Consider the following 14,656-nt stretch of genomic DNA (forward strand, 5'->3'; position numbering starts at 1 on the left):
TCGTTGCATTTCTGAATTGCGTTTCCATTATGAAGAATGTAAAAAATGTGGGGTTTGGATTGTTAAATAAATTAAATATTAGATTTTTTGACGCTATTTAGATTAAATAGCGTCATTTTCACGTTAAGCAATACCGTTTTTGGTAATACAAGTTTCTATATCAAGTCCTTTATTTTTAAGTTGCCTTTCTTATACATTCAAGTATTGTTCAAGATTGAGTCGTTTATTTTCGTAATCGTTGAGAATTCCTTAAGCTTTAAGTAATTATTTAATTGGTTAGATCAATTCAACTGTTTAAGATGTTGTTACATTAATTATTTGAACATTACTTCTGGAACGTGAGCATTAAAATTGCTGATTATAAAATTCTCTTCTAAGATAAAACTATGTTTTTTGAAGAACGATTTCAATTGCTCTAGGCTTGCTTTAATAGCTTGTTGCGGACTTTGTATAGGGTGATTCTCTATTGGAAGGTATTCTTTTTAATTGACCTTCTAATTCTCCATTACCGAATTTGAGTAGTTTTTCATTTTATTCGCTGCTAATTAAGGATGTTAGACCTGTCGATTTTACTATTTGTGGTCAGCAAATCTATTTGGACGCCTGTATTTTAGCAAATGTTGACTTGTGTAATTCCCGACTTGCATACTTTGTTTTTTGATATTCATGCGGTAAATAGGCTTTGTGTTTACCGCAAAAATGCGGTGATTAATGAAAGTAATCACCGCATTTTTTAATTTTTGGTATTTCGGATAAAAGGGAGTTGTTCGAGGGCGGGAGGCCAAGTACTAGGGGGCAAGGAATGAAATTCCACGCCATCGGGTTTAAATGACAATTATTTTTCTTTTTAAATTACAGGTTCCTTTCAAAAAGACTCGCATTGTTCGCGCTACTCGCGCAATGAAATTTTATCGGTTATATGCATTATTTTAATTTTTATACTTCTTAATGCTCAACGCTTTCTGTTTTATCCATTGTATTGAAATGTCAACAGGTTCTCTATCATTATCAGATGCTGTATTGTGTCCTAATTTAGAAAACAATGTATATTCGAAAGGATTACCTTGCGCTTTCAATGTATTTAATTGCTCCATACACAACTTTACCGGAATCTGTATGTCTTTCTCTCCAAAAATCCAAAGTCCAGGAATCAAAAGATTATTCAAGTAAATTTTTGGGTCAGTAGCTGTAAATTGATACCTATTAGGGTCATTTTTTATATGCTCACGAGCGTCTGATTCTGTATGATTTTCCCAAAAAGTATTGTTTCCATTAGTATAAAATTGAAATCGAAGTTGTTCCAAGGTAGTAATGGTAGGGCAACTAAATAAAACCATAAATTCTATTTGTGGATTTTTGTCTGCAGCAATTGGAATTATCCATCCTGCTTGACTGAAGCCAACTAATCCAATTGGTATTTTTTTATCTTTCAAATAGGTTCGAAATGTATTTACTGCTGCGCTTGCATCGTGAGATAATAAATTAAGATTACCTGTGTCAATATTATTCGTACCAACTGATGGTCCTACGTACACACCACCAGATTCTCCAACTCCACGTTTGTCATAAGTCAAAACAGTAATACCTTCATTGGCTAGACGTGTAGCAAACTCCATTTCTCTTTCTACAGGATCAGAACCATGAACAATTACAACAGCAGCAATTGCATTTTTCGGCGTTAAAATTGAGCCTGCAAGAGTGATGCCCTGACTCTCAAACTTTACGTCTTGAATGGTAAAATCAGTCGATTGTGAAAATACAGTTACTGGTAAGGTTATTAATAACAACCAAAGATATATGTTGGGAAAAAAATTGATTTTCATTTTTGATTACTATAAAAATTTATTTTAAACGATCTTGATTAGCATTTCCTATAACTTTTTGCAGCTTTGAGATGGCTGCAAGTTCGTAACCTTTCAGTTTTCGGCTTTGCAGAAAAGATGATACGAAGAGGGAATTCCACTATTCTACAGCTGGCTCAAAATTGCTATTGGCAGCTGTATTTATTGTTTTGTCCATTTGATAAATTCGTTCATAACTTCTGTCCAATGTTCTTTTTCGTAATTCGTTGTTCCATCAACTTCAACTTCAAAAAAGTTATGTTCTAAATTTAAGTATCTTTTATATGTTAAATTATCTTTTGAGTTTTGGATATAAAATAAAGGAACTAAATCACATAAATCAGAAGCAATATCATTTGTTCCATATGCTAAATAAGTAGGTATTTTAATTCGTAACCAATCATTTAACAATGGTCTTGAAAATGATTTCCAAGCTAATAAGTACGGTTTTTGAATTAAAGTATCTTTATTATAAGCGTCTTTATACATTTGGTAAGTATTTTCAATTTTATCATTAGCATCGGCCCAAGTAATTTCTTTTCTTTCAGCTTCCTTTCTATAATCTCTAATATTTTGGTCTATTCTTCCAAATGGATTTGCTGCAAATAATCCTAAATGCGTAACTTTTTTGTTATTCAAAGCTATGAGTGTTGCAACTTTAGAACCTTGAGAATGTCCGGCAACTATTAACTTCGAATTATCTACCCATTTTTGTTTTCGTAAAAATTTTAAAACTTTTTCTGCTCTGTATTCATAGTTCTCTAAAAAATCGGCTTTTATATATTCTTTATCAAATTCGTCAGGTTCTTTTTCATTTGGAATGTAACAGTAAGATTTATTTAGGTATTTTTCGGCAACAATTACTGAAGTTTTTGGCATTGAAATGACAATTAAATGATAGTTCTTTTTTATTTCATTTAGGTCAAAATTTGTAATACCACCGCCTATCATCCACATATTTTCTTTTTCTGGTTTTACGAACAATGGCATTGGCAAAGAACCTTGACAAAACAAAAAAACGGGTTTTATTTCATCTAATTTAGTGTCAATTACTACAAAATTAATGGTATCATTTTCCTGTTTAATACTGAATTGAATTGCTTGATTATTTATTATATCACGTTTTTGCCCAAAACTTATTTGGATGAAAAGAAATAAGAATAATGTGGTTTGTAGTTTTTTCATACTATATCTGTCAACTTTTATGTAGGTCTTACAATATTTTAGACTTTATAAAAGATCAAATATATTGTTTTATTCTTACAAATTATTAGTGGCTCTTTATATTAGTTTGGTGTATTAGAACATATATTATAGTGTATGATTAGATAATTGAATATTTAAGTTCAATTCCAGAAGGTATTTATTCGATGGAATAATAATTTAATGTAATGGGTTTTATCAGGAATAATGATCAGACTGTTTTAAAAATAAGATAATAAGTGATTTTGATTGTGTGCAGGAGCGAGACACTCGCGCCATTGGGATGTTCATAAATCTTAGATTTCAAAATAAACAAAAAATATTCATGGGTTATTATTGTTTTTTGGTATTCATGAATCTTTGATTTCAAGCCTGAATTTGTATCCCAAAAATCATCGCAAGCATTTTCCTATCGCGAACTTGCGCGGACTACAAAATCAGCACTATCGGGTTTACTTAATATATTTATCAATCATATATTGGGTAATCGGTTTTAAAGGTTTTTCATTTTCAGGGTTAAAGCCCGGTCCATTAAAAAAATCCAGATGATCTCCGGTTTTGCAATACCACAATATTGGTTTATTATGCTTAAAAAAGGTTGTGGTATCACAAATTTCAATTTTTCTAAAATTCAGCATATTTTTATTTAGAGGCATCGTTGAATAAAAGTTTACAATACCAACTGCTTTGGTTTCACAATCAACTGCTTCAAAATGGTCTTTTTGCCATTGCATGCACTCTTTTTTGGGTAAAAAAACGTACCCAAAACCACTCAACATTGTAACTACTATCAGTCCAGGAATAAGTAGCCTTTTTTGAAAAATACGTAATTCTTTATTTTTCAAGGATGATGGTTGAATTGATTGGTCGTCACTACTACCATTATTTTTAACAATCTTAGCTGCTCCAAAAAAATCGACTGTATCTGTATTTTCAATACTAGTACTGGGGATATTCTCTTTTTTAAAAGCCTCCTGTCTTGAGAATTTCAGATAAGGCCGCGGATTAAAATCGACTAATATTGCTGCAATATTTACTGCCTCAATATCAGTTAAATCAGTTTCTCCTTTAAAAAATGTTTCAATAGGCCTGAATTTATCTGTTTGGTCTTTTAATTTATTGGAGCAATTTAAAATAAAATCAAATTGAAAAAAAGCAGAAAAGCTTTTTAAATCATCAACGCTAGCATTATTCTTAAATAACTCGCCACACAATTTCCTCAATTTGGCACGAGAAGGATTTAGCAAAAAACTGGAATGGGTGCCAACCTTTTCAATCTCATACTTCAATTTAACCGCTGCTTTATAATCTTCTAAAGTATTTTTCACCATAAGCTTAAAGGAATTTTTAGGAATTTTTAGGAATCCTCGGCATTGCTGGGAATCATAGGAATTCCGCATCAATTTTACTGCTGAAGCGTCATTACTTTGCATCAGATTTAGTTCTTGTTCTATTTCACGATACGGACAAATCTACAAAACTACTTCTATCAAAGGAAGGTTATACAGAATAGAATTTTTATTCCGGGAAGTATAATTAATCGATTCGGTACTAGCCCACTTTACTTCCCGAAACCAAAAAAACTGTTCTCATTTTAATGGTTTGGCTCTTAATAATTATTCTGTAAAAGATATCGAACGGCCAGACCTATGTCAAATTTTTAACAATTAAAGTAATGAAAAAAAATATTTTTTATAGCTGCTGTTGCAGTATCGGGTTTAGTTATGGTATCATGTGATGCGGATTCGATTGATAGTGCAGCTCCTCAAGCAAAAGATTTTGGAGTTCAAAGAAAAGGTCTGAAATTCAACGAAAGTGATACTAGTCCCCTGTCTAATACAAGTAGCCCTATGGCCACTGAAGGACCAGGCGATGAAATAATTATTATAACACCACCAAAAAAACCATAATAAGGTGCATTAATTTGCAATTAAATACTAATTTCGGGGAAAGAAACTTTATATGTTGCGTTCCCCGTTTTTTATTTTAGTGTTTTTGCTTTCTATTGTATCTTGTCAAAAGAGTGTAAAAACAGGTATTGATACTTCTAAAAAACAAGAAAGCCCTAAAAAAATTATAGCCCAGAAATATTCAGAATTAGGTGATTCCTTTAGTAGGGATAATAAATTGGATAGTGCTTTCTATTATTATTTAAAATCTACAGAATTATTTAAAGAGGAGGGCAGCAGCACATACATCGCCTATAATCTAGTTGGAATGGCACATATTCAACAGACCTATGGAGATTATTACAGTAGTGAAGAAACTTTAACCGAAGCTTTGCCGCACATAAACAATGATGTACAATATCAGGTGGCAGCAAATAATTTATTTGGAATCGCCGCAAAAGAACTAAAGAATTACGATGACGCCGTTCGTTATTATGATACAATTTTAAAAACTGTAAAAGATTCTATAGCTAGAGTTGCTATTCTCAATAATATCGCTACAGTTTATATGGAACAAAAAAAGTACAGAAAAGCAATAGTACTTTTAGAGCCATTTTTAAAGTCTACTATTTTAGATACACTACAGAATAAAAAAGCTAGAATTATTGACAATCTAGGATTTGCTTATTATAAAGACAATCAGATTCCAAAGGGACTAGCATTAATGAATCAGGCTTTAGCAATCAGAACTAGCATTAACGATTCCTATGGCAGTATTGAAAGTTATTTGCATTTAGCCGATTACTATCAAAATAAAGATTACCAAAAATCAAAAGAGAATGCACTACATGCTTATGATGAAGCAACGAAACATCAAAGTATTGACGAACGATTGGAAGCCTTGGGATTTTTAATCTCATATAATCAAGAAAAAGGAGTAAATACATATGCCAAATTGTTTGTAACACTAAACGATAGTATTATAAAAGTCCGGAATAATGCTAAAAATAAATTTGCAAAAATCAGGTATGATTCTAGAAAAGCCATACTAGAAAGTATCAAATATAAGGAACAAAGAGCGGAAAACCTTTTAGAACTCGAAACGCAAAAGAACCAAAAATACTTATTATTTTTTGGATTTTTCACATTACTTGGCGGGATTGTACTTATAGTCAATTACTATAAAAGTAAAACCAAACGAGAACGCTTAGAGGCAAGTTATAGTACCGAAACCCGAATTTCTAAAGAACTCCATGATGAATTGGCTAATGATGTTTTTTACGCCATGACTTTTGCGGGAACTCAAGATTTACAGAATCCGATAAAAAAAGAAAATCTTATAGATAATCTTGATAAAATATATGTTAGAACACGAAATTTTTCTAGGGAAAATAGTCCTATAGAGACGGGAGAACGTTTTGAATACAATTTAAAACAAATGCTTAATAGCTATAAAAGCAGTGGTACCGAAGTTATTATTAAAAATGGGAACCCAATAGATTGGTCAAAAGTTGAAACAGAAAAAAAGATAGCAATACAAAGAGTATTACAAGAACTTATGGTTAATATGAAAAAATACAGTCAAGCCAGTTTTGTGGTCATTGGTTTTGATTTGGAACAAAATTCTATTAAAATTGACTATTCAGATAATGGAATTGGTTTTTCAGAAAAACTAATTTTAAAAAATGGTCTCCAGAATGCGGAAAACCGTATTGAGGTGGTAAATGGAATACTTACTTTTGATTCTCAAACCAATAAAGGTTTCAAAGCTAAGATTTTAGTTCCAAAATAAGATATAAATATGTTTACAAAAGTTTTAATTGCGGATGATATTGATTTTAATGATTTGGGTGCTGCCCAGATACTAAATGAACTTGATGTTCAAGAAATTCAATATGCAAAATATTGTGATGAAGCTTTGTTAAAGGTTAAAAAAGCACATTTAGAAGGTGCTCCTTTTCAACTGCTTATTTCTGATTTGTCCTTTAAGGTAGATCACCAATTGACCCAACTCAATTCGGGTGAAGAATTGATAGCTGCAGTTAAAAAGCAGTGTCCTAACATTAAAATAATTGTTTTTTCGATTGAAGACAGAGCACATCGCATCAAATTATTATTTGACGAGCTTAGTATAGATGGCTATGTAATGAAAGGAAGAAATACAATATACGACCTAAAAAGAGCCATTCAAAAAACCTACAATAATGAACCAGAAAACATTTCTCCTGAATTGTTATATCTGCTTCAAGATAAGACTACAAGTGAAATAGACAATTATGACGTTCAGTTAATCAAGTATCTCTCCATAGGAATATCTCAAGAAAATATAGAAGCAGTATTTAAAAAAGAAGGCATTAGTCCTAACAGTAAAAGTTCTATTGAAAAACATATCAATAAACTCAAAATTTATTTCAAAGCAAATAATACGGTACATCTTGTAGCTATAGCCAAGGATTTAGGAATTATTTAAAGTTTCACTCCTAGCAACCCACATTTATTCTTCACATTCTAGCTCCTTAGGAGGCTTTTATTAATGCTTCAGCAGAATCTTTCAATGCAAAAATAAAAGCATTTAGATCACGATTCAGAGGTGTTAGGAATGTAGAATTTTTCCTTTTTCGACTAACGAATATATATGCTTAATTTTTGCTGCTTCACAGGTTTTCGCGTTGGTCCTGTTGATCCCTTTTTTCATGATTGGCTTTTTTAGTTCTGTATAAATAAAAAAAACGCTTCAATTTCTTGAAGCGTTTTTTGTTGTGGGGAGAGCAGGATTCGAACCTGCGAAGTTTACACAGCAGATTTACAGTCTGCCCTCGTTGGCCGCTTGAGTATCTCCCCTAAGCCTTTGAGTACAACAGTTAGCTGTTGTTAGCGGTGCAAATATAGAAACTGTTTTGGTTTCTACAAAGTAATTTTACAGTTAATTTTAGTATTATTTTTAACGTATTGGTAGTTAATAATATGGCTTTTAATAAATAGAAAAATTTTACTTTTCATACTTGGTTTTTAGAAATATGAGTTACATAATCTCACTAATAAAGGGAAAAATAGATTTTAAAAGTTAGGAGTGGGAACTAACACACAGATGTAAATTCATCTTAAAAGTATTTTTGATTCACTCTATTAAATTATTTAAACCATACATATTAATGACGAACATCCAAAACAAAAAAAAATCTCCACTAGGGAGATTTTTTTTATTATAATAGGAGAACTACTTTGCTAAGAGTTCAATAATTTTAGCTCTAAGTGCATCGCCTCTTAAATCTTTTGCAACTACGTATCCTGATGCATCAAGAATAAAAGTAGCGGGAATAGATTCTACGTGATATTGCTTTGCAATAGGCTCATCCCAAAATTTTAAATTAGAAACCTGATTCCAAGTTAATTTATCTTTTGCAATCGCTTCTTTCCATTTAGCAGCATCTTTATCTAAAGACACTCCAATAATGTTAAGTCCTTTACTGTGCAATTCATTATAAATAGCAACAACATTTGGATTTTCCTGACGACATGGGCCACACCATGATGCCCAGAAATCAACGATCGTAACCTTTCCTAAGCTTTCTTTTAGAGAAATAATTTTCCCTTCAGGATTAGGAGCCGAAAAATCCGCTCTTCATTTACCGTCAGTTGTTGGGGCGGTTGCTCCAACACCTGCTGGTGCTTTTAATTCAGCTAATTTCGATTTAATTGCTTTTCCTGGTTTAGTATTTTTCAATGATTCCTCTAAACCATTGTATAACTTTTCTGATTTTGAAACGTCAGCACTTGGATCATTTAACATACCTTGGATAATCAAAGCAGAGATAAATGATTTAGGATGAGTTTCAGCATAAGACATATACTTTGCTTTTGAATTAGCACCAACTTCTTCTTGTAATTTATTGAATTGCGACATCAAACTGTTGATTACAACTGTATCTTTAGTTTGTTGCGCTTTATTCATCGCTTCCATGTTTTTATTTTGGAAATCCATTAGTTTCTTTTGAACCTTAGTGATTTCTTCATTAAACTTAACATACTCATCGTTATTGTATGTTCCAGAAACTTTAGATTTTTGAATGCTATCTTTGTCAATTGCGATAGTTACTTCGCCATTTTCTAATATAAACGGTATTTTAGCTTGTGCTCCTTCTAATTGAATAGTATAAAATGCAGGCTCTGTAATTTTTCCTTTCATTTCAAATTTACCATTTTCTACTTTAACAGTATCTTTTGCAAGTAATCCCATTCCAGTTTCATCTTGTGTTTCTAAGATGATAGTTTTACCATTTTCAATCCCTGTTGCAGTTCCTGAAATGATGTATTCGTCTTTGCCAACTTTGCTACAAGAAATTAGTACTACAGCCGCCGAAAGTAATAAAATTATTTTTTTCATTATTAATTAGTTAATTGAGTTAAGTGTGCAAAAGTATTTAAAATAATCAAAATTCAAATGATTTTGAAACATAAATTTTTGTTATAGTTTTCTGGTTATAAAGTATTGGTTTTTTTAAGGATACCTAGGTTTTATTCCTACTTTTAGTATCACTTTTAAATAGTGTTTTTTGATGTTTGAGAAGTTTCTATTTGTTTTTCGTTCAGTGAAAACTGTAACAAGAGCACTTAATTGACAAATTATCAATTCAGTAAAGTTTTAAATTAAATTTCTAAATATAAAATAATCAAAAAAAGCACCCTCATAAGGATGCTTTGTATACTAAGTTATAAAGAATTATTTAGTCTTGGTTAAGTGTTTTTCTCCAAGTAAATGAATTCAATATGTGTCTTTTAGCGAATCTTCCAGGAGAATCAGCATTAACCATTTTTACATAAGTTGCTTTAGGAACACTGATGTACTCATAAACACTACCATTTGAAAAGTTGATGATTAATCTTCCTTCAACAAACTTGTAATCAGTTATAGTTGATGTAGAAATTGTTTCAGTATATTCAGGTAAGTTTGCTTTTATAGTCTCAGGATTGATACTTACTAAGAAATGATATGCCTCAATAATTTTTTTACTGTTTTCTTCAGCAGCTTTTAAACCATCGTCATTACCCTGAAATTTGTCAGGATGTGCTTCTTTCATCGCATTGCGATAAATTGTTTTCAAATCTTTTAGCTCTGCAGTTTTGTCTACATTTAGCAATTTGCGGTATTCAACTATTTTTTTCATAAATAAGGTAACTACTTGTCTTTTAATATAAAATCAATATAATTTGATTCCAAAATCGACAAATTTTTTGCAAAGGTACACTTTTTTTTATTTTATTAGTTTCTACCCTTTAAATTTTCAAAAAAAAGTCTCTTTTAAGATTATTTGTTTAATAACGTTAAACTAAAAAAAAACTACTCTTGCTGTGGCTTATTGTTCGCTTTATCGAAATTTTTTGATTTTTTCGGGTATTTGTTATAGCTAATATCGCTTGGGTTTTCGATAATAGATTTTATAGTTATCCATTCTCCAACTGGATATTTCGTTGCCATTTTATAATCTAAAAGATATTCACCACAGAAAAAGTTGTTGTTCTCATCTTGTTCCATAATCCCTGTATAAACTCCTTTTTGCAACATTCTTTCTTCAGATGCTTTTGTCATAATGCTTATATTTAAAATAATTCTCGGATGCAAAGTTAATCAAATATTGTTTGTCTAGGGATGATTTATAGTTTCTCATTACCTTTGCAGTATGGAAAAAAATTTCAGACCTAGTCCTAATTCCTTCAAAAATACGTTCTGTGTATTTCATGAAATGCCTATTGAATCTATAAATGGATTAAAAGTTCAGTACGATAGTAAAGCAGGGAGTAAATACTACTATACTAAAGCTGGAATGTACCGTTTATCAAATCACTGGGGCCGATTAGCGAACAGCAAGTGGCGCTTAGAGCCATTAGAACCAGAAACTATTTCTAAATTGAAGTTAGGTTTTGCCTCGTGGAACGACTTTTATCCAGACAATGCCGAAGAAGAAATTTATTATTTAGAGGCGAATTTCATCAAAAAAACGGTCAATTATCAGCACAAAAATAATCCGCTCTACGATAAAAAAGCTATTCTCCGAACTAGTTTTGAAACTACAAAGCGCATCAAGCAAATTCGAAATTTATTCAATTTAACTTCTTGGGCTAAATATTTTGATTATGAGGATATTGATGTTTTGAGGGAACAGATTATTACGGAACTCATATTCACTAATAAGACTTTAGAGGAAATTAAAAAACAATTTATTTGAGTCTGATTTGTTTTTTTTTAGTCTCTCGATGCAATCAATATTAAGTCATCTAAAGTGACAGGTTTAGATAAATAGCCCAAAATATTTTCATGCGATTTAGATTTATTTTTATCTTCAATCGCAATCGAAGAGCTTACAATATAAACCACGATATCTGCATTAAATTTAGGTTTTATCACTCCTAATTCATCCATAAATTCCCATCCATCCATTATTGGCATGTTGATATCTAACAATATTATATCCGGAATAGCGTCGATATTTTCTGAGCTGTTATACAACTCATCTATAGCGTCTTTTCCATTCTTGAAAGAGGATATCTCTGAAAACATTTCTGATCTCTCCATGATCTTCTTTACGATTATTTGATAGATATTATCATCATCAATTACCCATATTTTTTTCTTTTTCATAGAATATAGATTTTAAATGTAGTTCCCTTATTAGGTTCACTTTCTACAGTAATATTTCCTCCCATTGCATCAATTTGGTTTTTTGTGATAAACAACCCGATTCCTCTTGAATCAGCGTTATTAGAAAAAGTTTTATACATCCCAAAAATCTTATCTCCATTTCTAGCTAGATCAATTCCAATTCCATTATCAGTAATTTCAAGAATTTTTATATTGTTTTCTTCTACTAAATTAATATTGATCACTGGTTTTCTGGAAGGATGTTTGTACCTGATAGAATTTGAAATTATATTATAGAGTATGCTTTCTAAATAGGCAGGATTATAATTAATTAACGTACCTGGAGGTATTTCAGTAGAAATTGTCACTTTATTCGATGAGATTTGCTCACAAAGTACATTTTTAGTCGAAATAATATATTTTTCTAAGTCTAAAGGTTCAGAGACCAAGTCAATGTTAGCTCTTATATTTATAACTTCGTTTAAGTGAAACATGGTTTCATTGAGCGAATCGGAGGTCGTTTTTAACAATTGAATAAGCTGTTCTTTTTCCTCTTCATTTTCAGCAGTTTCAAGGAGGGATATAATAGATTCAATATTGCTAGTGTGCGATCTCAAATTATGGGATATAATATACGAGAAGTTAAGAAGCCTTTTGTTCTCTTCAGTGACTAAATCAAATGATGCGTTTAACTCCTTTTCGGCTTCCTTTGCTTTAGAAATATCAATCATAATACCACGTAAACTAATAGCTTTGTCATTTTCTAAAACAACATTTACAATATCTCTTAGCCAAACAATCGACCCATCTTTAGCAATCATTCGATATTCAAAATCATGATCTAAATTTTGATTCTTTTTTAGTTCCGTGTAATTTTGTACATAATGCTTATCCTCATCATAAATATGATTTTGCCAAAAAGCAGCGTCTGCTAACCATTCTTCAGGGGTATATCCTAATATGTTTTTTACTTTTGGACTAATAAATGTGTGTGAGAAATTTACAGCATCACATTCCCAAACAATTCCGTCAATAGTATTAATTAATGATTCGATTCTTTGTTGTGATTTTTTTATAATATTTTCGTTGTGTTTCTGTACTGTAATATCTTCTGTAGACACTATAGTTCTTCCTAATGATTCCTCGAATCCAGTAATAATACTCCATCGATATTTTACATCTCGAGTTTCACCTTTAGCCGTTTTTATGGTAGAGTCTGCTATTAGTTCATTTTTTCCTTGAGTAATAGCTATGATATGCTTTGCAAAATCACAGGTGTAACTTTCTCCCAGAAATTGTTTAAAACCACACGTAACTTCTTCTTTATTTTTAGCATCATGAAGGTCAATACACATATTGTTCACATCGACTACTCGTACAAGTGTCATGCATTTTGCTATTACTTCAGGATTGGTCTTTAAATATTTCTCAACTATATCTGGACTTTTACTGACTAAATCTAGTTCTTTGAGATAATTTTTAACTTGAGAGAAATCCTTTTCCCAAAGTGGAATAGGGTAGTCCTCAAACAAACTTTTAAAGCGGATTTCACTTTTTTTGATCAAATCTTCAGCGTCTTTTTTTATTGATATATCTTCTATAATTGCTATATGGGACACCACTTTACCATCCTTTTTTATAAGTGGCGAAACGGTTAAATTTATCCATATTACATTACCGTCTTTACTGATAAAGCGCTTCTCTAAAGAATAATTTTCAATTTCTCCGGCTCGAAGTTTATCGATATTGCTTAAATCTTCAATTAAATCCTCAGGATGGGTTAGCGTTTGATAATTTAATTCTTGGATTTCCTTTTGAGAATATCCTAATAGTTTGCAATATTGATTGTTAATCTCAATAAATCGACCCGTAAAAGAATCGATGTGAGCTATACCTACGGCAGCTTGATCAAAAATTGCTTTAAATTTTATTTCGGAATTCATTAATTTTTTAGCTTGTTTGTTCACTAAGGACTGTAATTTCCTTGGCATCCTTAAAAGCGTAAAAATTACTACACCAAATAGTGCTGCTAATAGCATTCCAATAATTCCCGGTATTAAAATTTCTTTTGTTAGAAAACTTCGGTTTTTTGAAGCGATATATAATTTCCAATCACCGTCTGGAATTTGTACTGAAATTTTATAATTGTCATTAAAATTTTCTTTTTTAGGTAAATAGAAAATTTCACGTTTCTCGGTAGGACTGTATTTTGATAGCTGAAAATAATATTTTGATTGATCGACATTAGCTATACCAGACGATTTTAAAAGCGTTTCTAATTTTAGAATTACCGCTGAATAACCCCAAAATTGGTTGTTTTGAAAAATAGGAAATCTCCCTACAATCCCCATTCCTCCTTGCTTAAGTTCTAAAGGTCCAGCAAAATACATTTTTCTGGTTGTAATAGATTTAAAAGCTTCCTTGTTGAGATGAGGGCTGGTCAGAATGTTTAAATTCATCGCCTCTTCGTTACCTGCCATAGGATATATGTACTTTATAATTCCCTTAGGAACGAGCTGAACAGTGTGAATAGTAGGGTTAGTAGCAATTAAACTTTTACTTACATAATCAAAATTTTTAGGCACGCCTGATTCACCAATTGTAAGTGCTAAAGTAAGTGAAGTTGTATAACAGTTTTTTAATGATTGTTCAATGTTTTGCTGGACAACATGAAGAATTGTATCCATTTGTCGCTGCTCATCTTCTTTGATTACTTGATATTGTAATACTACGACAAATCCTACTATATAGCTCAGGAACAAGAATGTAAGTATACTGGTTAATTTAGGCCTATTAAAAAACCACTCAATGAATTTATTGTGTTTTTTTTTGGATTTCATTTTTGTATTGGTCGGTTTGGGGAAACTTCAATTTTCAAAAAATAAATATATAGAAAGATATTTAGTAATAAAATAGTGTCACTTGGTTTCTAAGTTGTTGTTTTATAGTTTTTTAGTCTTTATTTGTAATTTGTGAATTATTAATTATTCCTTTTTTTTTGATAAAAATATTTAATTATAATTTAAATCGCCTACTAAATCTTGGTTTTTTTTGACAAGGTGTTAAACAATCTTAAATTATAATAT

The 14,656-nt window shown here is 31.0% G+C and carries 14 protein-coding genes and 1 tRNA gene; 5 read left to right on the forward strand and 10 right to left on the reverse strand.

The features are described from left to right. Positions 1-929: 929 nt before the first annotated feature. The 3 genes from LNP27_RS11085 to LNP27_RS11095 all read right to left on the reverse strand — a co-directional run bounded on the left by LNP27_RS11085 (position 930) and on the right by LNP27_RS11095 (position 4,375). Positions 930-1,823, reverse strand: coding sequence for an alpha/beta hydrolase family protein (locus tag LNP27_RS11085; protein WP_229941666.1), 894 nt, complete (start codon positions 1,821-1,823; stop codon positions 930-932). Between the two features lie 180 nt (positions 1,824-2,003). Next, positions 2,004-3,026 carry an alpha/beta hydrolase family protein gene (locus LNP27_RS11090; RefSeq protein ID WP_229941667.1) on the reverse strand — a complete coding sequence of 341 codons (1,023 nt, stop codon included), beginning with the start codon at positions 3,024-3,026 and terminating at the stop codon, positions 2,004-2,006. A 470-nt stretch (positions 3,027-3,496) separates the two neighbouring features. Continuing rightward, a complete protein-coding gene (locus tag LNP27_RS11095; RefSeq protein ID WP_229941668.1) occupies positions 3,497-4,375 on the reverse strand; it encodes a hypothetical protein in 879 nt (292 codons plus the stop codon). Between the two features lie 393 nt (positions 4,376-4,768). Here LNP27_RS11095 and LNP27_RS11100 point away from each other — a divergent pair, with 393 nt between their 5' ends. The 4 genes from LNP27_RS11100 to LNP27_RS11115 all read left to right on the forward strand — a co-directional run bounded on the left by LNP27_RS11100 (position 4,769) and on the right by LNP27_RS11115 (position 7,576). After that, positions 4,769-4,954 carry a hypothetical protein gene (locus LNP27_RS11100; RefSeq protein ID WP_229941669.1) on the forward strand — a complete coding sequence of 62 codons (186 nt, stop codon included), beginning with the start codon at positions 4,769-4,771 and terminating at the stop codon, positions 4,952-4,954. Between the two features lie 79 nt (positions 4,955-5,033). Next, positions 5,034-6,725 carry a tetratricopeptide repeat-containing sensor histidine kinase gene (locus tag LNP27_RS11105; protein ID WP_229944064.1) on the forward strand — a complete coding sequence of 564 codons (1,692 nt, stop codon included), beginning with the start codon at positions 5,034-5,036 and terminating at the stop codon, positions 6,723-6,725. Between the two features lie 9 nt (positions 6,726-6,734). Further along, entirely contained in the window at positions 6,735-7,403 is a 669-nt protein-coding gene (locus LNP27_RS11110; protein WP_229941670.1) for a response regulator transcription factor, read from the forward strand. A 92-nt stretch (positions 7,404-7,495) separates the two neighbouring features. Next, positions 7,496-7,576 carry a hypothetical protein gene (locus LNP27_RS11115; RefSeq protein ID WP_229944065.1) on the forward strand — a complete coding sequence of 27 codons (81 nt, stop codon included), beginning with the start codon at positions 7,496-7,498 and terminating at the stop codon, positions 7,574-7,576. Positions 7,577-7,693: 117 nt separating this feature from the next. Here LNP27_RS11115 and LNP27_RS11120 read toward each other — a convergent pair. From LNP27_RS11120 to LNP27_RS11140, 5 genes are all read right to left on the reverse strand, one after another. Beyond that, positions 7,694-7,774: transfer RNA gene (locus tag LNP27_RS11120), tRNA-Tyr, on the reverse strand. A gap of 376 nt (positions 7,775-8,150) precedes the next feature. Next, the gene (locus LNP27_RS11125) at positions 8,151-8,519 is read right to left on the reverse strand and encodes a TlpA family protein disulfide reductase (protein WP_346432405.1); all 369 of its coding nucleotides are present in this window, start codon (positions 8,517-8,519) and stop codon (positions 8,151-8,153) included. A 36-nt stretch (positions 8,520-8,555) separates the two neighbouring features. Next, positions 8,556-9,317 (reverse strand): DUF4369 domain-containing protein, encoded by a 762-nt coding sequence (locus LNP27_RS11130; RefSeq protein WP_229941671.1) that lies wholly within the window; start codon positions 9,315-9,317, stop codon positions 8,556-8,558. 340 nt (positions 9,318-9,657) lie between these two features. Next, positions 9,658-10,098, reverse strand: coding sequence for a KTSC domain-containing protein (locus LNP27_RS11135; RefSeq protein WP_229941672.1), 441 nt, complete (start codon positions 10,096-10,098; stop codon positions 9,658-9,660). A gap of 173 nt (positions 10,099-10,271) precedes the next feature. Continuing rightward, complete coding sequence (locus LNP27_RS11140; RefSeq protein ID WP_229941673.1) at positions 10,272-10,520, reverse strand: hypothetical protein; 249 nt, start codon at positions 10,518-10,520, stop codon at positions 10,272-10,274. A gap of 91 nt (positions 10,521-10,611) precedes the next feature. On the opposite strand from LNP27_RS11140, the gene LNP27_RS11145 reads away from it, so the two are divergent. Continuing rightward, on the forward strand, positions 10,612-11,157 hold the full coding sequence (locus tag LNP27_RS11145) for a hypothetical protein (protein ID WP_229941674.1): 546 nt from the start codon (positions 10,612-10,614) through the stop codon (positions 11,155-11,157). A 17-nt stretch (positions 11,158-11,174) separates the two neighbouring features. Here LNP27_RS11145 and LNP27_RS11150 read toward each other — a convergent pair whose 3' ends face one another. Both LNP27_RS11150 and LNP27_RS11155 read right to left on the reverse strand, forming a co-directional pair. Then, complete coding sequence (locus LNP27_RS11150; protein WP_229941675.1) at positions 11,175-11,504, reverse strand: response regulator; 330 nt, start codon at positions 11,502-11,504, stop codon at positions 11,175-11,177. A 62-nt stretch (positions 11,505-11,566) separates the two neighbouring features. Continuing rightward, the gene (locus LNP27_RS11155) at positions 11,567-14,410 is read right to left on the reverse strand and encodes a PAS domain S-box protein (RefSeq protein ID WP_229941676.1); all 2,844 of its coding nucleotides are present in this window, start codon (positions 14,408-14,410) and stop codon (positions 11,567-11,569) included. Between the last annotated feature and the right edge of the window lie 246 nt (positions 14,411-14,656).

It is taken from the genome of Flavobacterium galactosidilyticum (assembly GCF_020911945.1).
In the GTDB taxonomy this organism is placed as follows: domain Bacteria; phylum Bacteroidota; class Bacteroidia; order Flavobacteriales; family Flavobacteriaceae; genus Flavobacterium; species Flavobacterium galactosidilyticum.